General features: G+C 39.3%; 22 protein-coding genes and 1 rRNA gene. 6 read left to right on the top strand and 17 right to left on the bottom strand.

Features of this window, described 5'->3' with window-relative positions; translation table 11 throughout:
• Window positions 1-6: 6 nt before the first annotated feature.
• Window positions 7-2271, bottom strand: a complete 2265-nt coding sequence (locus tag B1R93_RS20665) for an MMPL family transporter (RefSeq protein WP_088105839.1) — start codon at window positions 2269-2271, stop codon at window positions 7-9.
• 256 nt (window positions 2272-2527) lie between these two features.
• Between B1R93_RS20665 and B1R93_RS20660 the strand changes: the two genes are divergently transcribed.
• Window positions 2528-2614, top strand: a complete 87-nt coding sequence (locus B1R93_RS20660) for a YjcZ family sporulation protein (RefSeq protein WP_088105838.1) — start codon at window positions 2528-2530, stop codon at window positions 2612-2614.
• A gap of 28 nt (window positions 2615-2642) precedes the next feature.
• Here B1R93_RS20660 and B1R93_RS20655 read toward each other — a convergent pair whose 3' ends face one another.
• The 3 genes from B1R93_RS20655 to B1R93_RS20645 all read right to left on the bottom strand — a co-directional run bounded on the left by B1R93_RS20655 (window position 2643) and on the right by B1R93_RS20645 (window position 4963).
• Window positions 2643-3389 carry a DNA polymerase beta superfamily protein gene (locus B1R93_RS20655; RefSeq protein WP_088105837.1) on the bottom strand — a complete coding sequence of 249 codons (747 nt, stop codon included), beginning with the start codon at window positions 3387-3389 and terminating at the stop codon, window positions 2643-2645.
• Between the two features lie 101 nt (window positions 3390-3490).
• Window positions 3491-4420 (bottom strand): aldo/keto reductase, encoded by a 930-nt coding sequence (locus tag B1R93_RS20650; RefSeq protein ID WP_088105836.1) that lies wholly within the window; start codon window positions 4418-4420, stop codon window positions 3491-3493.
• Window positions 4421-4432: 12 nt separating this feature from the next.
• The gene (locus B1R93_RS20645) at window positions 4433-4963 is read right to left on the bottom strand and encodes a hypothetical protein (RefSeq protein WP_088105835.1); all 531 of its coding nucleotides are present in this window, start codon (window positions 4961-4963) and stop codon (window positions 4433-4435) included.
• Between the two features lie 145 nt (window positions 4964-5108).
• Here B1R93_RS20645 and B1R93_RS20640 point away from each other — a divergent pair, with 145 nt between their 5' ends.
• Window positions 5109-5549 carry a cupredoxin domain-containing protein gene (locus B1R93_RS20640; RefSeq protein WP_088105834.1) on the top strand — a complete coding sequence of 147 codons (441 nt, stop codon included), beginning with the start codon at window positions 5109-5111 and terminating at the stop codon, window positions 5547-5549.
• A 92-nt stretch (window positions 5550-5641) separates the two neighbouring features.
• Entirely contained in the window at window positions 5642-5830 is a 189-nt protein-coding gene (locus B1R93_RS20635; RefSeq protein WP_088105833.1) for a hypothetical protein, read from the top strand.
• Window positions 5831-5926: 96 nt separating this feature from the next.
• Here B1R93_RS20635 and B1R93_RS20630 read toward each other — a convergent pair whose 3' ends face one another.
• From B1R93_RS20630 to B1R93_RS20595, 8 genes are all read right to left on the bottom strand, one after another.
• The gene (locus B1R93_RS20630; protein WP_088105832.1) at window positions 5927-6325 is read right to left on the bottom strand and encodes a DUF2203 domain-containing protein; all 399 of its coding nucleotides are present in this window, start codon (window positions 6323-6325) and stop codon (window positions 5927-5929) included.
• A 74-nt stretch (window positions 6326-6399) separates the two neighbouring features.
• Window positions 6400-6996 (bottom strand): hypothetical protein, encoded by a 597-nt coding sequence (locus B1R93_RS20625; protein ID WP_088105831.1) that lies wholly within the window; start codon window positions 6994-6996, stop codon window positions 6400-6402.
• A 127-nt stretch (window positions 6997-7123) separates the two neighbouring features.
• Window positions 7124-8293, bottom strand: coding sequence for a cytochrome P450 (locus B1R93_RS20620; protein WP_088105830.1), 1170 nt, complete (start codon window positions 8291-8293; stop codon window positions 7124-7126).
• Window positions 8294-8317: 24 nt separating this feature from the next.
• Window positions 8318-9316 carry a biotin synthase BioB gene (bioB, locus tag B1R93_RS20615; RefSeq protein WP_088105829.1) on the bottom strand — a complete coding sequence of 333 codons (999 nt, stop codon included), beginning with the start codon at window positions 9314-9316 and terminating at the stop codon, window positions 8318-8320.
• 1 nt (window position 9317) lies between these two features.
• Window positions 9318-10013 carry a dethiobiotin synthase gene (gene bioD, locus B1R93_RS20610; RefSeq protein ID WP_088105828.1) on the bottom strand — a complete coding sequence of 232 codons (696 nt, stop codon included), beginning with the start codon at window positions 10011-10013 and terminating at the stop codon, window positions 9318-9320.
• The gene (bioF, locus tag B1R93_RS20605) at window positions 10010-11155 is read right to left on the bottom strand and encodes an 8-amino-7-oxononanoate synthase (RefSeq protein WP_088105827.1); all 1146 of its coding nucleotides are present in this window, start codon (window positions 11153-11155) and stop codon (window positions 10010-10012) included. The genes bioD and bioF overlap by 4 nt, the downstream gene beginning before the upstream one ends.
• Window positions 11139-12500 (bottom strand): adenosylmethionine--8-amino-7-oxononanoate transaminase, encoded by a 1362-nt coding sequence (bioA, locus tag B1R93_RS20600; RefSeq protein WP_088105826.1) that lies wholly within the window; start codon window positions 12498-12500, stop codon window positions 11139-11141. Before bioA ends, bioF begins: the two co-directional genes overlap by 17 nt.
• On the bottom strand, window positions 12484-13260 hold the full coding sequence (locus B1R93_RS20595; RefSeq protein ID WP_088105825.1) for a 6-carboxyhexanoate--CoA ligase: 777 nt from the start codon (window positions 13258-13260) through the stop codon (window positions 12484-12486). The genes bioA and B1R93_RS20595 overlap by 17 nt, the downstream gene beginning before the upstream one ends.
• Window positions 13261-13445: 185 nt before the next feature.
• Here B1R93_RS20595 and B1R93_RS20590 point away from each other — a divergent pair, with 185 nt between their 5' ends.
• The gene (locus tag B1R93_RS20590; RefSeq protein ID WP_088105824.1) at window positions 13446-14009 is read left to right on the top strand and encodes a CBO0543 family protein; all 564 of its coding nucleotides are present in this window, start codon (window positions 13446-13448) and stop codon (window positions 14007-14009) included.
• Window positions 14010-14043: 34 nt separating this feature from the next.
• Here the strand turns inward: B1R93_RS20590 and B1R93_RS20585 are convergent, their stop codons facing one another.
• A complete protein-coding gene (locus B1R93_RS20585; protein ID WP_088105823.1) occupies window positions 14044-14991 on the bottom strand; it encodes a ribose-phosphate diphosphokinase in 948 nt (315 codons plus the stop codon).
• Between the two features lie 206 nt (window positions 14992-15197).
• Here B1R93_RS20585 and B1R93_RS20580 point away from each other — a divergent pair, with 206 nt between their 5' ends.
• Window positions 15198-15443: an HPr family phosphocarrier protein gene (locus tag B1R93_RS20580; RefSeq protein ID WP_088105822.1), complete on the top strand. Its 246-nt coding sequence runs from the start codon at window positions 15198-15200 to the stop codon at window positions 15441-15443.
• 60 nt (window positions 15444-15503) lie between these two features.
• On the opposite strand, the gene B1R93_RS20575 is transcribed toward B1R93_RS20580, so the two are convergent.
• Window positions 15504-16466: an LLM class flavin-dependent oxidoreductase gene (locus B1R93_RS20575; protein ID WP_088105821.1), complete on the bottom strand. Its 963-nt coding sequence runs from the start codon at window positions 16464-16466 to the stop codon at window positions 15504-15506.
• A gap of 493 nt (window positions 16467-16959) precedes the next feature.
• Window positions 16960-17763: a class I SAM-dependent methyltransferase gene (locus B1R93_RS20565; RefSeq protein ID WP_245308391.1), complete on the bottom strand. Its 804-nt coding sequence runs from the start codon at window positions 17761-17763 to the stop codon at window positions 16960-16962.
• A 456-nt stretch (window positions 17764-18219) separates the two neighbouring features.
• Here B1R93_RS20565 and B1R93_RS20560 point away from each other — a divergent pair, with 456 nt between their 5' ends.
• A complete protein-coding gene (locus tag B1R93_RS20560; RefSeq protein ID WP_088105820.1) occupies window positions 18220-18564 on the top strand; it encodes a hypothetical protein in 345 nt (114 codons plus the stop codon).
• A gap of 4 nt (window positions 18565-18568) precedes the next feature.
• Here B1R93_RS20560 and B1R93_RS20555 read toward each other — a convergent pair whose 3' ends face one another.
• Both B1R93_RS20555 and rrf read right to left on the bottom strand, forming a co-directional pair.
• Window positions 18569-19132, bottom strand: a complete 564-nt coding sequence (locus tag B1R93_RS20555; protein ID WP_088105819.1) for a CBO0543 family protein — start codon at window positions 19130-19132, stop codon at window positions 18569-18571.
• 172 nt (window positions 19133-19304) lie between these two features.
• Window positions 19305-19420 (bottom strand): 5S ribosomal RNA (rrf, locus tag B1R93_RS20550).
• Window positions 19421-19594: the final 174 nt, after the last annotated feature.

Here is a 19594-nt window from a genome sequence, read left to right as displayed (position 1 = left end):
CCTATTTTAACTAACCGCTTTGTTTGCAATCTTCTCTTCCCAGCTTTGTTTTTTACCTGGGAACCACCAGTTCCACTTGCCAAGTAATTTCATTGTGGCTGGAACAAGAAATAATCGTACAATCGTTGCATCAAGCGCAATGGCAACTGCCATACCCAAACCTAGTTGCTGCATCGGTAAAATACCAGCAAAGGCAAAGGAGCCAAACACAGCGACCATAATAAGAGCTGCACCCGATATCATAGGGGCCGTTTTCTCAAGACCAATTGCAACACTCTCATCGCTATTGTTGCTTTCTTCAAATTCTTCTTTTACCCGTTCTAAAAGAAAAACTTCATAGTCCGTACTTAAACTAAACAATAAACCCAATAAGAGAATTGGGACTAGCTCCTGGAGCATCCCATAATCACCAAAACCTAATAGATCACCACCCCAACCCCAATTAAACACAGCAACGACGACTCCATAGGTTGCACTTAAAGAAAGCAAATTCATCATAACAGCCTTTAAAGGCAATAAAATGCTTTTAAATGTAATCATTAGAACGACAAAAATGAAAACTAACGTATAGATTAAGACATACTTCAAGCTATGACTGAGTGACTCATTTGTATCCATTCCTTGAGCTGTTTCCCCGCCGACTACAACGAGTGCATCGCTTATTGCATTAGGAACCATGTTCTCTCTTAATTCAGTTACAAGTGCTTTAGTTTCATCACTAGAAGCGTAATGCTTTGTAACAATTTCAATAATCAACGTATTTTGTGATTCATTTACATATCTTTGCAGCTGGCGTCTCGTATGTTCATCAATCTGACCTTCATCGAGAGCTAAGCGAATAAACTCTTTATCTACTCCTTCAAAAAAAGATAATATCGACGTCACGCCTTCCACATTTTCATCTAAACGAATTCTGTTAATTAACGAGTCGACTTGTTGCAACACCTCTACATCCGTTGCCTTTTTATCTTCTAAATGAACGACAACTTGAATTGGTGAGGTGTATCCAAGTCCAAAACCGTCTTGTAGCTGTTCGACACCTTGTTTTATATTCGAACCATCTGGTAAAATCCTTACATCTGATGAGGCTGTTTCTAACTGTAAGGCTGGCCATGATAACGAAAGTAATACGAATACGGCTCCTGCTAAATACAGAATAGGCCGCCTCATGACCCGACGTGACAATCGGTACCATTTCCCTCCACCCCCTTTACTTGTTTGAAAAGGGATTTTAAGGGCGTTAATCTTTATTCCTATTATAGCTAAAAATGCAGGTAGTAGGGTTAAGCTTGTAAGTAATAACAGAAATACTACGACAATAATTCCAAGAGCAATTGAACGGATTGCCGCTACTTCAACAAATAGAATCATAGCCATCGTCCCTATAATGGTAATCCCTGAAAAAAGAATAGCATGACCAGCTGTCGACATAGTCTTCTCTATTGCATCTTTAACTGTAGCCCTAGCTATCTCCTCTTTAAACCTCATAACAAATACAAGAGCAAAATCAATTCCTACTCCAAGACCAATCATCATCGCAGAATCCTGAGCAAACACCGAAAGCTCAGTTAAATGAGTTATACCAAATAGTAAGCCAGACGTAATAACGATCGATGTAATCGATAACACAAGAGGAGTCAACGCAGAAATAACTGTTCGAAATACAAACAGAAGGACTACGACGATAATCGGCAACGCATAAAGATGGGCATGCTCAAGCCCTTCTTGACTTATTTTACTAATTTCTCCCCAAAATGCGGGTGCACCTAACAAAACAACTTCTATCGCTAATTGCTCAGCTTTTTGATCCAACCTTTCTTGAATGTCAGGTAGAGCCTTTTGTGCAAAACCAGCGTCAATATCCATTTCAATAAAGCCTAAACTTGTATAAGCGTCAGTTCCTTGAAATTGTGATTTCATTTCTTCACTTACATCTAAGATCGTAACGACCTGACTTATTTCCGGTTCATCTAGTAAAAATTTTTTGACCTTTTCTAAATTTTCTTCATATTGATTTGACCCAACTTGATAGCGTGTATCCTTTATTACAAAAGTCAAATTAGTCTCACTTCTACCTTCAACATGGTCGTCTATTAAGCTTGCGGCAGTTGTCGAGTCTGCATTGGGAACATCCCAACCACCTCCCGTTAAAGCAGGCGCCAGTTGTGAACCATATACACCTCCAATAATTGTAGCGACCACCCAAAAACACAGGATAAACCAACGAAATTTAACAATCGAGCCTCCAATTTTCCCAAGAACATTTTTCATTACTCTTTCTCCCTCCGAAACAAATGGATGTTATGTTATTTCCTTTTTTATCCTAAAGTTCATTTCTAACATCCATATAAAGGAATTCTAAACTTTTTCTAAACAATAATTATCAATTATCGGAAGAATTAGTCATTGTATCTTATGTTCGTTAGGCACCTGCCTCATTTCAACTCACCCAGGGACATTCGCCCACTCATTTTTCCTTCTCCCACATAGGGATATCGTGTAGTCACTCAAAAAGGAGGAATTCTTCATGAGTCACTTTACTGGAACTAACTTTACGTTAATTGTTGTGTTATTTATCCTACTAATCATTGTTGGGTCTGCGTATACGTTTTAATAAGCGATGATAGATGAGGGGCGATTCATCACAGTTGCCCCTGTAATTCTTGATGAATCCTTTTTTTAACAAGCTCGATAAGGTTCCATTCTAGTTCTGCTTTCACATCCTCCTTAAGAGGTTTGCTTAAATATGTAGCTTTCAAGTTATTAAAGTTCATCAATTTTCCCTGAACAAGCTCATCGTAAGCTTCTTTCGTCAGAGCCCCATGCTTAATTCCAAGCATGAAATCTCTTCCTGCGTTATCATATTCAATTGCTGCTTTAAAATCGGAAAAATCATTCGCAGCAAATCGTTCTATAAAATCTAAAATACGGTACGCATGCATGGCTGATTTCGTATCATATCCAATTTCATCTACTAAATGACGAGTTCCTTCATTTCCTTTTTCAATAAGCTTTGATTTACTTACATACATACCGTTACAGGCTTTATAAAGATACGGAAGATTCATTGCTGCAATCTCATTCCTCAACGTTATAAGGTTATGAATATACTGCTTCACCGAGTCACTTTCCTGAATTATGATTTCCTTCGAAAAGAGCACCTCGACAAAGTTCACATTCGACTTCCAAAAAAGGTTCACAAGCTTACGGATATCATGGATTTCCTCATCGACTGCTGCCCCAACGACACTGTCCGAATAAAGCGTACGGTGATACAAATCCGTAAACGTTGGAATCACAAATACTTTGTAATCTTTGTCTGACTCAGGTGTTGCAAGATTATAATTTACTGAGCCGACCAATGCTTTAAATGCTTGTTTACGCTCCATCGATTTCCTCCCCCTTATTATTATTATCAACCCTATTTAATTTAGATTGTTCACTTTTCATCAAAAAGACACCTCTCAAATAATCAAGAGGTGTCAGGTTATTAAATGTTCGTTACAGCATGAGGATGGTTGTCTTTAACCATATCTAATTCAGCCGCTTTTGCATTTCGCTCAACTTGCTCAACATTTTTACAGCCCGGAATCACCGTCGAAACAGCTGGATGCTGCAGACACCATGCAAGCGCCCACTGTGCCATGTCTACGCCTTCTGGAACTTCTTGTTGCTTAATGTTTTCCACTAGCTGCAATTGCTCTCGCAGCTTCTGTTGGTCATGACTGTAGCGAACATCATTTTCAGTAAACGTCGCACCAGGCTTATACTTTCCACTTAAAAAACCACTAGCTAATGGAACACGTGCGAGCACCCCGAGGTTTTGCTTTTCACAGGAAGGAAACACACGCTTCTCCGGCACACGATCTAAACGATTATACACAACTTGGATTGCTCCTGCGTTCACTTCGGTTGCACGCTCTGTTTGATGTAGATTATCATTGCTGCCAATCGAAATTCCTAGATGACGAATCTTCCCAGCCTGTACTTGTTTATCAAGCATCGTCCATAATTCATCATCATCAAATGCTTCATCGTCACCAGAATGAAATTGATAAAGATCAATATAATCTGTACGAAGTGCTTTCAATGAATCTTCAAGCTGCTGTTGCACTTCTTCAGCTGACCAATGGTTTGTTCGGTTCAAATGATCATGAAACTGATGTCCGAATTTTGTAGCTACTATCCAATCTTCTCTGTGAGTTTGCTGAAGATAGCGGCCAATCAATTCCTCGGATAAATGATCTCCATAACACTCCGCAGTATCAATTATATTGATGCCTACCTCGTTTGCTTTGTCTAAAATTAGGTTAACCTCTTCCTGTTTGAAATCTTTACCCCATTCTCCACCAAATTGCCATGTACCTACCCCTACGACTGATACGTTTAAGTCTGTTATTCCGAGCTTACGATATTTCATTGTGCATCCTCCTTAAGCTTTTTGACAATATTGTAAAAGCAATGTTAGTTCGATTACTTGAATTCGGCGAAGCTGTTCTGCCTCTTCTGTTTCCTCAACCTTACGTTTCACTACCTTTTCAACAGCGTCAATAAACTGATAAGGGTCCCACTTTGCCCATGAGCGTACTTGCTCAGAAATCGATGCCGCTTTCTCATAAAGCGTTTCATACATCGGATGATCGCCAACGAACGAATACCAATATTTTGCGTTGCTAAAATCACCTTCACGGCGATGCATCAAGCCATGTAAGTAGCTACCGAGCTCCTGTTGTAACCCTTGTGAAATTGTATGTGACTTGTCTAATTCATCGTTCCATAAAAGCAGAGCCGATTTCGTTGCCAAAGCCGCTAATTCTGATGGCTCGTCTCTCCCCGTCAATTCTTTGATAGACAGTTGCTCAATTTGTTTCGTTATGTCAGCATCCCAAGCTTCATTCGGACATAACAGCGGTAATGGATGACGGCTCTCTAGACGTTGCACTAGTTTCTCTACTTTCGTCATCATTCACTCTCCTTTCAGCATTACATTTATAACATTCCGCTTTCTTAGGCTTACTCCTGCAAAAACAGGCCAGAATTCTTCCGTTCTTTACAAATATTTTAGGTTTGTCCGCATAGAGATAGATAGTAGAAAGGGGGTCGTCTTAATGAAGTTTATTATCATTAAAAAGCTATGGCTTGTAGTAGCAGCACTTGGGGTAACACTAGGGATTGGAGCGTTTATATTTACTTCCGAACCTGCATCAATTCCAGTTATCGGCTCTGAAAAAGAATTTGAGCTACATATGGTAACTGGTGAGTTCAAAACAAAGACAGAGGATGGTAAAGAGATTGAAGCATACCGCTGGGATCCAGGTTCCATTCATATCCCTAAAGGAGAAAATGTTAAACTCCGCATTTTTGGTGTTAACGGCATGGAGCATCCTTTTGTGATTGAAGGAACGGATATAAAAGGCTCCGTAAAAAAAGGAGAAGAAACCGTGGTACAGCTTAACTTTGACGAGGCAGGTACGTATCGTTTAATCTGCACGGCACATGCGTCTATCGAGAATAATGGACCGATGATCGCATACATTGTCGTAGAATAACCTCTTGCGAACAGTGCTCAGCTGTTCGCATTTTTATTTTTTTACATATTATTCATACGAATCCGCATTCTAATGACGAGGAGGTGTGGATGATGGATAAAAAGAATCAAATGCCTGATTTCGATAAGCTTACTGATCGCGTGATTAACGAACCTCCAACGAGTCCGATGTTTGTCATGAAAACCAATCTTGATTCTGAGGATGTTTCCGAGGATAATCCTTATTTTGAAGGTAAAGTTAAAAACGAACAAGCACTCGAAAATTATTTTGAACAAGACTAATATGTAAAAGGCAAAACGCTTGAGCTTCAAGCGTTTTTGTCATAAAAATAAAAAAGCCCTCCTAAGCAGGTTCTATACACTACCTAGGGGGATTGCCTAGTATAATGGCTTTCGACCAGCAAAACCTTCTTGTAATCCATGGTAATGCGTAATTTCTGATTCGCCTAGCTGCCAGCATAGCAGCACTTCCTGCCCATTAATGACTGAAGGGAAATCCAATAGGCCCATATCAATGCTTTTGAACTGTACCCCGCATGATTCGATATTGTTTACGTGTAGCTCCGCTTGAAGCTCCATAAAATCCAACTCAGTTTCCATTGTGAAGATTTCTTCTGTCTCTGTTTTAAGTTGAAACATGTTCGCTTCTTTTAATCTATTTAAATGATTCATTTTATCTTTAAATGTTTTACGTAATTGTTGGAGTTCACGCACTTCGAATTCCAATGTCGGTAATAGTGCATTAGCTTCTTGTACTGTAAAATATTTTTTCGTCATTTTCTCCACCTCCCCTATTATTATATCAAAAAAAGCCTAGCAGCTAAAGGCGTCCCCCCTTTAGACAAGGCCTTTTATCCTTCCTTTCTATGAAAATTTTGGAGTACATTAGCTGTATACTGTCTTGCAAAACGGTCTGCGGCTTTTTCGTGAGGGATGTTTCTGTAACGCTTTTTTTCTTGATTCGTTTCTCCATTTCCCATCGTCTCAACAAAACGTTGGTAATGATATTCGCCCCGGTCAAAATAGTCAAAAATTTTCTCTTTTCTACTAGCACCTCTACCTCCAATTAAGGCATGCACATAATGCCCAACCTCATGTAGAAAAACAAAAACAGCGTACTCAAAGCAAGTGACATGTTCCTTTTTCAAATCATATCGATATTCTTCATTTTGAAAGTCCTCCGTGATGGACATCACATTAATATAAACAATCGGCTGAAACGTCACTCCTTCAATTAGTGCCAATTCACCAGGGAAATTTATCGGTTCATCTGTAATATAAATAGATAAATCTTTGACGACTGTTTGAAACGCTGAGGTTTTCAACCACTTAATCGCCTCACGTATCCCGTCATAAGCATTGTGTAAATATGATCGCGTAATGTTAAATTGCCTTTTTAAAAAGGCTTTATCTTCATGTATGAAGTGTAATGATTCCGTGATTTTCACGCAATCTCCTCCTCAGTTACCTAGCGTTTTACATCGTATTCATATGCACAGCTTGTTATGTGTATGGGGCTTGCGATATGTATAATTTAAATAAACAACCTTGCCCGAAAAAGACAAGGTTGTTTATTTAATATAAGACGAGGTGTAATTCCTTCAGTGCTCTAAATCCTACTAAATGTCTCCATTCTACATTGGCCACCTTTATTTGGACGTTCGTTGTATTCTGTAAAAACGCTTGAATGGCTAGCTTTGCTTCTATCCTAGCTAAAGTAGCCCCTAAGCAAAAGTGAATTCCAGCGCCAAAAGAGAGGTGTGGATTAGGCTGCCTTGAAATATTAAAAACAGTGGCATTGCTAAATTGCTTTGGGTCGCGATTCGCTGCTCCAATCATAACATAGACGTGGTCTCCTTGATGAATAACCGTTGAACCGACTTTCACCTGCTCCGAGGCGATACGTGCCGTCAGTTGCGTTGGACTCTCATACCGTAAGCATTCCTCGATAGCCGGATCGATAAGGAACGGGTGAGCAGTTAACATATTAAGTTGCCCCCGGTTTGTAACCAAACAGTAAACTGAATTCGCTATTAAATTAACCGTCGTTTCATGCCCTGCAATTACTAGCAATATACAGGTTGATACTAATTCTTCTTCTGGTTCATCTGACAAGAAACTAATGAGGTCGTCCTTTGGCTCCTCTTTACGCTTACGGATAAGCTCCCGAAAATAAGGAACCATCGTTCTAATCGTTTTATCACCAGCTGCTACCTCTTCTCTTGAACGTGTCAAATCAATTGAATGAATTAACGAAAGGGCCCACTTCCGAAAGAGTTTCTTCTCTTCTTCAGGTACACCTAGTATTTTTGCAATTACAGTACTTGCTAAAGGAAAGGCAAAATCTGAAATAACGTTGAGCTTATTTTGATTTTTTACATGTTGAAGCAAGAGAGACGCTTGCTCTTCGATATATGGATGGAGTACTTCTAACGCTCTTGGAGTAAAATGCCCCCTAACTAGCTTGCTGAAGCGATGATGGTCAGGGGGATTTTTATATAGCATCATATCATTTAGAATGCTTTTCAAATGTTCGTATGTTCTCGTTGTCTCCGGAAGAGGTAAACGCGTTTGAAAACGACTGTCCTTCAATATGAAGCTTGCTTCTTTATACCCTGTCACATACCACCCTGGATATTTAAACATGCTTCCCTTATAAACCGGACTAATTGAGCGAATGTCCTCATAAAAAGGATACGGATTTTTGATAAGCTCATTCAGTGATACATTTTTGCTTTGGTTCATCCTATACCTCCGTTTTAGACCCTATTATTCTGCTGCTAGTTTCATTTCTTCAACACTTTCGATCTCAAATCCTAAATCCTGTAGCATCTTATGATCAGCAGACTCTTCTTGGCCAGCTGTTGTTAAATAGTCACCTACAAAAATTGAATTCGCAGCATAAAGTCCTAACGGCTGTAAGGAACGGAGATTCACTTCTCTCCCACCGGAAATACGAATCTCTTTTGATGGATTAATAAACCGGAACAGTGCCAAAACTTTTAAACAGTATAATGGATTAAGCTCATCCACTCCCTCTAACGGAGTCCCATCAATCGCATGTAAAAAGTTAACCGGAATTGAATCTGCATCAAGTGCTCTTAAGCTTTTCGCCATATCCACAACATCCTGGACTGATTCCTTCATTCCAACAATCACACCTGAACACGGAGAAAGACCTGATTCCTTTGCCGTTACAACGGTGTTCACACGGTCATCGTACGTATGAGAAGTTGTGATTGAATCATGATGATTCTTTGACGTATTAAGATTATGGTTGTAGCGGTCAACACCAGCTTCTTTTAACCTCTTCGCTTGTTCCGGCTTTAAGATGCCAAGACAGGCACACACCTTTAATCCATATGTCTCTTTAATTTCTTTTACCGCATCAACAACTTGGTCTACTTCACGATTGGACGGCCCTCTCCCACTTGCGACGATACAATACGTACCAATGTTTAAATCATGTGCTCTCTTTGCACCTGTTAGGAGGGTTTCTTTATTGACCATTCGATACGAATCAATCGGCGCCTCGGATATAGACGATTGGGAACAATAGCCACAATTTTCTGGACATAGTCCTGACTTGGCATTCATAATCATATTCAATTTCACTTTATTACCGTAGTAATGCTTACGAATTTGGTACGCTGCATGCATTAATAATAAGACTTCCTCATCAGGACATTCGAGAATTGAACACGCTTCATCATTCGTTAACTCATGTCCTTCTAACACTTTTTCTGAAAGCTCCCGCCAGTTCATCATCTTAACCCCTCCAATTAGCTGTAAATACCGTTAAATCAACATATTTTTCTACTAAACGCTTCCTATTCTCTGCGTTCAAATTCTGCATTTTTGGTGTGACGCCCAAAACTGGTACTCCACACATGTCTTCAATGACCCTTGGGCTCGTCTTCTCTGCTAAATCTGGCGTTTCGCTTATGCCATTAATAATAATTCCGTGTATCGATAAACCGATTTTCTTTCCATACTCCACGGTTAAACATGTATGGTTAATCGTCCCTAAATTCGGTCTTGCCACAATAACAACCGGAAGTTTTAACGCTTTTATGACATCACCAACTACAAAATCTTTCCCAAGTGGTACAGAAATCCCCCCTGCTCCTTCGGCAATGAAAAATTCATGCTTGTACCGAATGCACTCCCAATGCTTCATAATCTGTTCCAGTTCAATGTTTGTGCCTTCAAGCTCTTGCGCAACACCAGGAGCCAAAGGGGCGTTAAACTGAAAGGGGGTAATCTCTTCAAGCGTTAAGGACGTTTCAGACATCCGCTTCAGCCAATAAGTGTCACTTTCAGGTTCTTCACGTTTAATGCCACTTAGCATCGGCTTAAACACTCCAACATCGATTCCTTGTTCCTTTAAAACTGCCGCAATTCCACTCGAAATGACGGTTTTCCCCACGTCGGTATCCGTACCGGTCACAAAGACGCCCCTCACATGCTCACCTTGCTTTCTTTTATCAATTTAAATGCGTTTATTAATTTAATAATATCGGCTTCAGAATGCTCTGCAGTGACAGTTAAGCGAATGCGACACTCTCCATCCGGTACAGTAGGTGGACGAATCGCTGGGGCGAAAATATTAAGGTCTTGAAGCTTTTTAGAAAATGAAACCGTCTCCTCGGCGCCACCAATGATGACAGGAATAATCGGTGTCTCATCGCCTTTCACATCATAGCCTAATTCTTTTAAACGAGTCTTAACCTCATTCACCCTGAGTTTAAGTGACTTCCTCGTTTCAATACCTTGCTCAATTAGGTCAATCGCCACGTAGGAAGCTGCACATATACTTGGTGATAGAGCTGTTTGAAAAATATATGTTCTAGCATGATTAAGTAAAAACTCGCGCAACAGCTTGGAGCCAGCAACAAAGCCTCCTTCTGTCCCCACGGCTTTACTTAATGTTCCAATCATCACATCTGGCTTTACGCCAAAATGTTCACTCGCTCCCCTCCCTCTTTCACCTAACACACCAGTCCCGTGGGCATCATCAACAATGACATAAGCATCGTACGCTTTTGCTAGAAGCATGATTTGATCCAATGGTGCAAGATCACCATCCATACTAAATACAGCATCAGTCACGATAAAGCGTCGCTGATGCGATTGCGCATCTCGTAATTTCCGCTCGAGATCATCCATATGAATATGTTGGTAGACGACTGTTTTCGCTTTTGAAAGTCGACAGCCATCAATAATGCTTGCATGGTTTAGCTCATCACTTAATATGACGTCTCCTGCTTCAGGTAAAGAAGAAAGTACACCAATATTTGCGAGGTACCCACTTGAAAATAGCAGAGACGCTTCAGTTTGTTTAAAGGAGGCCAGCTTTTTTTCAAGCAGCTCATGCCATCTCGTATTTCCGGTTGTCAATCTAGAGCCAGTACTCCCCGTACCATACTGATGAAGTATCGTTTCAGCTGCGTAAATCAACTGTTCATCACGAGCCAATCCTAAATAATTATTTGAGGAAAAAACAAGCCGTTTCCGCTGATTTACATCGATATCAGTACGATGTAAGCCTTTTTCTTTTACTTTTGTCACTCTTTCCGACAACCAAGAATCAAACGTCCTCTCCAATCAAGGCTGCCTCCTTTGTAATGACCTCAATGGCTTCTTTCATAATATTCACCATGATTTGAAGCTCCCTATTAGTACTAACAAGCGGTGGCATAAAGACAATGACGTTCCCCATCGGTCTTGTGAGCATCCCGAGCTCTCTCATCTTTAACGAAACGTGGTAGCCAATTCGTTTCTCAAATGGATAAGGAGCTTTTGTTGCTTTGTCTTGCACAAGCTCAATTCCACACATCATCCCTAACTGCCTAATGTCGCCTACATGAGGCAATGACTCTAGCTCACCTAGCATTTCTTTTAGCTGTTCTGCCTTTAGTGCGACGTTCTCGACAATCGCTTCAGCTTCAAAGAGTCGCAAATTCTCAAGAGCAACAGCACAGCCAAGTTGATTGCCTGTATATGAGTGTCCATGGAAAAAGGTTTTTAAATTTTCATAGTCATCATAAAAAGCTTCATATACTTTTTCCGTTGTACAGGTGACAGCAATCGGCAAATAGCCTCCCGTTATTCCTTTCCCGGCCGCCATGATATCCGGCTGAACTTGCTCATGCTCACAAGCAAACATTTTCCCTGTCCGCCCAAAGCCTGTGGCCACTTCATCAACAATCATTAGCACCTCGTATTTCGTACAAAGTGCTCGAACTCCTGATAAAAAGCCCTCTGGCATGACAATCATTCCTGCCGCCCCTTGAACCATCGACTCAATTGAAAGTGCTGCTATTTCCTCATGGTGTTCCATTAATAATTCCTCTAGTCCCTGTAAACACTCATCACGACAAACAGTAGCATCTCCACTATCTGAACGGTAAACGTAAGGATAAGGGACGTTAAAGCAATCAAACATCAAAGCCCCATACACATGATGGAAAAGGTCAATCGACCCTATACTTACTGCACCAATTGTGTCCCCGTGATATCCGTTTTGCATCGAAATAAACTTTTGCTTTTTAGGATTTCCGATATTCCTCCAATATTGGAAGGCCATTTTTAAAGCAATTTCCATCGCTTCAGCACCACTATCTGAATAAAACACTCGTGTTACATTCTCTGGTGTCAGTTCAATCAGCTTTGCTGCAAGCTCTGTTGCTGGCACATTCGTCATGCCTAATAAAGTTGAGTGGGCAATTTTCTCTAGCTGATTTTTAATGGCTTCATCTAATTCCTTCTTACGATGACCATGAACATTTAGCCAAACGGACGAAAAGCCATCATAGTATTTTTTCCCATGAATATCCTTCACTTTAATTCCCTCGCCACTTTCGATAATCAGCGGGTCTTGTTCGTAATCTTTCATCTGTGTGAACGGTAACCATAAATGTTTTTTACTTTTTTCAATTAACTCTGTCATGCTCCGCCTCCCAAACAAGGTATACTGGCTTTTTTTCAAGGTACTCGATATACGCTTCGATATCTTCACAGCCTTTAACGAAAAAAACGCGTCCCCCTCTCTCATCCCCGAATTCCTTTAGTTTTGAAATTCGTTGATAGCCTAGCTTTTTACTAGCGACATAGCCCATTACATAATCTGGATCATCTGACCAGCATAGCTCGGCAACCGTATTTGGGTGATTGGCTACTTTTGTTGCTAATGTCATCGCTTCCTTCACTCTCAAGCTGAGAGGTAACTGATGCGTCGCTGCCCATCTCTCAAAATTTTGCTGCTCCCAATCCATTCGTGACACACGTATTCCTTTTTGTCCTCGCATGTCTACCCGCTCTCCGGTATGAATGTCAATTATCATTGCACCTCTCATGCCACCATTTTTAGATAAAACAGCTATCGCGTTATCAATCGTGTCCCTATCAATCTCACACATTTTTAATAGATGAACAGCTAACTGACGTCCCTTCCGTAAGCTAGGAACTTGGCTTGTCTGACTATGTAATGGTTCGAGAAATTGAAAACATTCCGTAACTAGGTCAACTTGGATTTGCATAAAGTCCGGCTTGCCTCGCGAATGGGTAAGTGCCTTGTTTACTAGCGTTGTTATTGCACCCTTTATGCCATCAAGCGGTACAAGCATTTCTCCCCCTGAAATATGTTTGCCTCCATTTTCTTTGCCGCCTCCTTTAGCCGCCCTCATCCTAATGCTATAGTTCTCTTGCATATTGTTTCTCCTTTTATGTAAACCTTAATATTTTTTAGGTTGACAATACAGATACTAATATCGTCAACTCGAATTGTCAATAGGTTAACAATATAGAAATTTTCAGGAAGAATGTTATGTTATTTTCCAACAAAGGATAATTTCACGAGAAAAGTAGAAGATAATTATTGGAGGGAATGTTGCTTATGTTTATCAAGCAGAAGGTATTTCATCAAATAAATGAGTCCTATCAACTATTACACAAGGCTCAAAACATAAAAGCAGAAGTTTGGATGGAGTCTATTTTATTTACTCCCCAATGGTGGGTCGGAGTAGGACTAACGATCATTCCATGGCTAATCTGGTTTAAACTACATCATCGGCAAAAGCGATATCGATTATTATTTGTAGGGTTCTATGTTAGTATGATAAGTTCTTTTTTAGATTTTTTAGGAGTTCAATTGGGATTATGGAGATATTATTACGATGTTTTTCCTTGGCTACCAGCCTATGTTCCTTGGGATTGGACGTTAATTCCTGTATTGGTTATGTCACTTATAGAAATCAGACCGCAAGTATCCCCAATTAAAAAGGCGGTGATTTTTGCTCTTCTAGCTACGGCTTTTGAACCGATCTTTTCTTTTTTTCATTTTTATAAAGCTATAAATTGGGCAATTATTTATTCAATCCCTATCTATATCGTGATATATTTGACTTCTCATAAACTGAGTAGAGTAAGTGGCTTTCAACATATCAGTCAGCATGATTAAGGCGTGTTTAGATTTTCAAACACGCCCTTATTTATTATGTAAATAACGTGCTTACTGATTGGTTGTTTTGGACCCTTTTGATTACATCTGCAATGAGGGGTGCAATGGATAATGTGGTGATTTTCTCAATGTTTTTTTCATTAGACAATTCAATTGTATTAGTTACGACAAGTTCTTTTATAGGAGATTGCTGAATCCGTTGAATCGCTGGTCCTGAGAGAACCGGATGTGTACAGCATGCATAGACGGATTTCGCGCCTTTTTTTATTAACGTTTCAGACGCAGTTGTTACCGTTTTTCCAGTCGCTACCATATCATCAATAATGACTGCATTTAGACCAGTTACATCCCCAATTATGTCTATTTTTACATCATCGGCTGTCGGACCACGTTGTTTATCCATAAAAACGATCGGGACTTTCAAGAGGCTCGACAATTGCCTTGCGCGTTTAACTCCGGCGTTTTCTGGAGCAACAACGACAATATCCTCAAGATTTTTCTCTTTATAAAATTCAGATAGAAACGCCACCGTATGAATTTGGTCAACTGGGATGTCAAAGAAGCCTTCTACTTGAGTCGCATGCAAATCAACGGTAATTAGTCCCGTTGCTCCTGCTGTTTCAAGTAAATTTGCGATTAGCTTTGCTGTTACTGGCTCACGAGAACGCGCTTTTCTATCTTGGCGTGAATAGCCATAATATGGCATAACGACAGTAATTGAGTTTGCCGATGCTCGCTTCATCGCATCAATCATAATAAGGAGCTCCATAATATAGTCATTTCCAGGCTGCGAAGTAGATTGAATTAAATAGACGTCACACCCCCGCACGCTTTCCTCGACATTCATTTGGACTTCCCCATCACTAAATCTCGTTATCACACTCTTACCCATTTCAATACCAAGATGCGTTACAATTTCGTTTGCAAGTTCCACATTCGAATTTAATGCGAAAACTTTCATTTTATTTTTCATTTTGTCCATGCTTTCCCTCTCTTTCGAAAACAAATGCTACGAATATCTCTTTTATCATTATAACTTTAACCTGCCCTTAGCCATAGTAGCAATTACCACAATTACGAAACTTGTCGAAAAATCGTTAGCTTTTTATCTGAATTATTTGACGGATTGAAACATTCTTTTCTCATTTTAGTATATAATGGATGTATTACGATAAGGGAGTGACATGAATGCGCGTAAAAGTTTTAAAGCCAGTTTTTGCAGAAGCAGCTAGTAATTTAGTAAATGTAGCAAGTAAGTATCCAGACACAATTGTAATCAAAAAAGAACATTGGGTTATTGATGCAAAAAGCTTATTGGGATTACTTGCACTCTCTCTTCAACCAGGTCAAGAGATCGAACTTGAAGTGCGAGATAGTGAGAACACAGAAGGTATCGATGAGATTCTAACTTTAGGTTTATTTGAAAAACTATAAACTATTATACAGTAAAACGAACCAATCCCTTATTGGAACGGTTCGTTTTTTCGTATGCTTTCAATCAATAACATCACCAATCAATTGATAAGATGTTAATCGGTCTTCATAAGTAGGGGTTATCGTTACAATCATGATTTCATCAATTTGAAACTGGTGTTGAAATTGATGTAGCTGTTGTTTCACCTGACTCGGGTTACCTATCACCATTTTATCTTGAACTTCGATTATTCTTTCTTGTACTCTCTGCTCGTTGACTTTTTCATATACACCAAGCTCTTTACGGGTTATCATATTTGCGTACCATAAAGCCAACTTCCTTGCCCTTTCTGTTGTCTCTGCACAAATTACTGAAATTGCTAGGATTGTTTTAGGCTGATTAAGCTGCCTGCTAGCCTTAAAATGTTGCCGATACTCATGAAAAATATCCTCCGTTTTTTGATCGCTCATAAAAAATCCGAATGCGTATGCCAATCCATATTCCGCCGCCAGCTTAGCACTCTTCATGCTCGTTCCTAATAACCAGAGTTCTGGTGGAACTTCAGGTACAGGTGTAGCTTTTATTTTCGAAAACATCTCTTCATTTGGAATATCACCGTATAAGAACTGTAAAAGTTGCTTTACATCATTCGGGAAATGCCGAACATTTTCTAAAAAATTAGTTGAAAGAGCAAGCGTCGCCTCTGCACTCCCTCCAGGAGCTCGTCCGATACCGAGATCGATGCGATTCGGAAATAACGTTGATAAGAGATTATACGTTTCTGCTACATGATACGGCTTATAATGTGGTAACAAAACCGCGCCTGCTCCAATACGTAAATGATTCGTTTTCGAACCAATGTAACTAAGCATGACTTCGGGTGCTGAGCAAGCAAGGCTGGCCATATCATGATGTTCAGCAATCCAATATCGTGTATATCCACATTTTTCCGCAAGTTGGGCCAGCTTCACCGATGCCATTAATGCATCATGAGCTGATTTCCCCATCCCAATTGGTGATTGATCTAAAATGCTTAGCCTCACGTAAACATTCCTTTCTTAACGATATCTGCATAATCTTATTAAAGGTTATACACCCAGCCGTTTTTTAACAAGGCAAGAAATCTTTTATAGCCTACAAAATAAATAATCATTCCTGCTTTTATTGCAGAAATGCAATCCGATAGATAACTGAATAAGGAATTTACCGAATTAGTCCCCTTCCTCTGGAGATTAAAGAAGCCATCCCTAACCTGATATTAACCCATTTACCTGTATTTTTATTTTCCAATCTTGATTTTATTGGGTTTTTTAGTCAATTATATAAAGTCTTGTCAAGGTAGGAGGTTAACTCACTTAGGTTATTTGTGATTTGAGTGACTGCTTTATAATACCCATTTCAACGTTATTATAATGCCAAACCGTTTCTATACATGGTTTCTTTTGAAGCGCTTTGATAGATTCTTAATTTTAGCGAATGCATTAGATTTTGATTTCTTCGACATATTCGATTGAATGACATAGCGTTTCTATTTATTTAAACCTTTACACCTTCCGCAGCTAATAAATACATAAATTGTCTTTTGGCTTCTTCTTCAATCCATTTTTTATAATCACATTCAGCAACCTCACGTTGTTTTTCTTCTATAAAGCCTTCACTCACCATTTGTGCTCCCTTTACCGAGGCAACACCCGCCCAAATTGCAATGTGGGTTTGAAAATCTTTATCTTGTCTCATTGATTCCTCATGTTGTGCTGTTATTTTTACTTCTTCAAGACCCACTGCCTTAAACATACCCGAGAGCTTATCTGCAATAGTATTGTCCATTCCTGATTCTGAGCGCCATCTTAGGAAAGCATCATAAAAATATTTCATTGATTTTGGGACTTCTGGTTCCCATTTGATTTTCACATGATTATAATCAAGCACAATAACCTTGCCGCCTAATTTAGTTGCCTTAACCATGTTTTTTAAAGCTTCCTGTGGTTGAGCCAACCATTGAAGCACTCTCGCTGAAGTAACTACATCAAATTCATTATAAAAAGGTAAATTATAAATATCGCCTTCCAGAAAAGTTAATCCAGGTGTATCTTTATACTTTTCACGAGCTTTTGCAATTAATTCTGGATTATTATCCATTCCAACAACCTTTCCTTCAACCCCAACAACTTTTGCTATACCAGAAGTTATGGCCCCAGTTCCACAACCAACATCCAGTATTGTCATACCAGGCCTTATGATTTCTCTTAATCTTTTATGAGAATTTTCTAATGTTCGACTATCAATAACGCCTGAACTCTTTAATTTTGCTCTGTTTTTTGCTGTTTCAAACATAGTCATCGTTAACTCCTCCTCTATTTTTATAAAAAAAGCCCATCATCCCCTAAGAGACGACAGGCATTACCTACGTGGTACTACTCTTTTTGATTTGTTTAAAAAGACAAATACACTTAAAGACCGATTACGGAAGTCAACCGTTAAGTCCTACCTTTCAGCCTTACCACTCATGGACGACTTGGGGGCTTTATTGACTGGCTTTCACCAAAGTTCTTTAAACAATAAAAACTCCTTAATACTCCCAATCATTGTGTTTACTTAATTATTTAAATTTTCCTTATTTTATATGTGGTTATATTATATGTCAATCTATTTTTCTGTTTCTTGTTAATTTCAAAGGCTTTGCGATCGTTGCAGAAGAGGTGCGAAAATTTGCAGAGTAGGCTAGTAACAATTCAAATAAAATTAGTAATTTAATCAAATTCCATCCAAGCTGAAACAAACGATACCGTTCAACTTATGCTTGATAGTTCATCGGCAGTACAAACTCAAGTTCAATTCATTCAAGATAACGGACAAACATTACAGCAAATTGTTGAACAGGTTCAATCAACTGAACGTGATGCTAATAAGGTTAGAGATTTCTTTGCGAACGTAGAAACCTTTAGCAAAGATGTTCTCAAATCAACAGAACAAATCGCAAACATCACTCAAGAGACGGCCGCAGCATCCCCAGAAGTGGCTGCATCGCCCGAAGAACAATCCGCAACCGTAACAGAAATCTCAAACAGCGCCTTCGAACTAGCAAAGGTAGCGGAGACACTTCAATCAGACGTGGAACCTATAACAAAATCACTTTTATAAAATATCATTTTATGTGATTAATACCCGACATTTTTATAAAAATATTTGTAATAATTTTACCTGAGTAAATAACAAACAAATAAGCTAATAATAATCCAAACCAACTTATGTCTAGTTCAAATAAATGTAACCACACCATAATCGGCTTTAAAATAAAGGTGAAGCCAAAGGCAGAGAGCGTTCCATACAACCAATAATTTTTTCCCCTCTTTAAACACCACTGGTACAATAATATGAAATATACAGGGATGAGCGAGGCATCCAGGCTAATACCTTCAGGTAGTTGCGGTATCGCTGTATAAGGGTAATCCCACCATAGCTTTCTCATTCCTAATGCATCAGTATAAGCAGTTAACATATGTATTGAAAAACCAAAAAAACCTAATAAAAATATATTTTTCCGATCAATTCTCAAATACAAAATAATCAAAGGGATAAATAACATCCCTAAAATAACCCAAAATTGCCATGAGCTAAAATCAGAAAATTTATGCCAATAGTCCATATAGCTTCTGTCGATCTCCGACTTTAAGGACTGCAAATGTTTAAAATGTTCTTGTTGACTCATTTATCCCGCCTCCTTACTTCTATATTATTGAACTAAGTTATACTTTCTTAACCAACTAATTTTTATGTTATTTCCCTTTTCAACGCGTAATATTATCTTAATATAAAAGCTTCTGGTATCATTCCCCTATTATGAAACTAAAAAAGCATAACCCTTTGGGTTATGCTTTATCGCCTGGCAACGTCCTACTCTCGCAGGGGGAATCCCCCAACTACCATCGGCGCAAAAGAGCTTAACGACCGTGTTCGGCATGGGAACGGGTGTGACCTCTTCGCTATCGCCACCAAACTTTTTGACTTCAGATAACCAGCGAATTTCTTCGTCAGCTGTGTGATCTTCGGTCATGTCACGTACGGGGTGTACGCTCCATTCCTCAGTCACTTGCTTCCTCGAACTTCTTGGTTCTCTTTGTCAAACTAAGAATGTTGAGATGATTCTCTCAAAACTAGATAATGTGTAAAC

Source organism: Halalkalibacter urbisdiaboli (assembly GCF_002156385.1).
GTDB classification, from domain to species: Bacteria; Bacillota; Bacilli; order Bacillales; family Bacillaceae_D; genus Halalkalibacter_A; species Halalkalibacter_A urbisdiaboli.
The sequence above is the reverse complement of the archived record's forward strand: the minus strand, read 5'-3'. Positions and strand labels throughout refer to the sequence as shown.

Bases quoted from the DNA above. Each gene is read 5' to 3' on its own strand.
- B1R93_RS20665 (WP_088105839.1), bottom strand. From the start codon at position 2,271: ATGAAAAATGTTCTTGGGAAAATTGGAGGCTCGATTGTTAAATTTCGT.
- B1R93_RS20660 (WP_088105838.1), top strand. From the start codon at position 2,528: ATGAGTCACTTTACTGGAACTAACTTTACGTTAATTGTTGTGTTATTT.
- B1R93_RS20655 (WP_088105837.1), bottom strand. From the start codon at position 3,389: ATGGAGCGTAAACAAGCATTTAAAGCATTGGTCGGCTCAGTAAATTAT.
- B1R93_RS20650 (WP_088105836.1), bottom strand. From the start codon at position 4,420: ATGAAATATCGTAAGCTCGGAATAACAGACTTAAACGTATCAGTCGTA.
- B1R93_RS20645 (WP_088105835.1), bottom strand. From the start codon at position 4,963: ATGACGAAAGTAGAGAAACTAGTGCAACGTCTAGAGAGCCGTCATCCA.
- B1R93_RS20640 (WP_088105834.1), top strand. From the start codon at position 5,109: ATGAAGTTTATTATCATTAAAAAGCTATGGCTTGTAGTAGCAGCACTT.
- B1R93_RS20635 (WP_088105833.1), top strand. From the start codon at position 5,642: ATGGATAAAAAGAATCAAATGCCTGATTTCGATAAGCTTACTGATCGC.
- B1R93_RS20630 (WP_088105832.1), bottom strand. From the start codon at position 6,325: ATGACGAAAAAATATTTTACAGTACAAGAAGCTAATGCACTATTACCG.
- B1R93_RS20620 (WP_088105830.1), bottom strand. From the start codon at position 8,293: ATGAACCAAAGCAAAAATGTATCACTGAATGAGCTTATCAAAAATCCG.
- bioB (WP_088105829.1), bottom strand. From the start codon at position 9,316: ATGATGAACTGGCGGGAGCTTTCAGAAAAAGTGTTAGAAGGACATGAG.
- bioA (WP_088105826.1), bottom strand. From the start codon at position 12,500: ATGACAGAGTTAATTGAAAAAAGTAAAAAACATTTATGGTTACCGTTC.
- B1R93_RS20595 (WP_088105825.1), bottom strand. From the start codon at position 13,260: ATGCAAGAGAACTATAGCATTAGGATGAGGGCGGCTAAAGGAGGCGGC.
- B1R93_RS20590 (WP_088105824.1), top strand. From the start codon at position 13,446: ATGTTTATCAAGCAGAAGGTATTTCATCAAATAAATGAGTCCTATCAA.
- B1R93_RS20585 (WP_088105823.1), bottom strand. From the start codon at position 14,991: ATGGACAAAATGAAAAATAAAATGAAAGTTTTCGCATTAAATTCGAAT.
- B1R93_RS20580 (WP_088105822.1), top strand. From the start codon at position 15,198: ATGCGCGTAAAAGTTTTAAAGCCAGTTTTTGCAGAAGCAGCTAGTAAT.
- B1R93_RS20565 (WP_245308391.1), bottom strand. From the start codon at position 17,763: ATGACTATGTTTGAAACAGCAAAAAACAGAGCAAAATTAAAGAGTTCA.
- B1R93_RS20560 (WP_088105820.1), top strand. From the start codon at position 18,220: ATGCTTGATAGTTCATCGGCAGTACAAACTCAAGTTCAATTCATTCAA.
- B1R93_RS20555 (WP_088105819.1), bottom strand. From the start codon at position 19,132: ATGAGTCAACAAGAACATTTTAAACATTTGCAGTCCTTAAAGTCGGAG.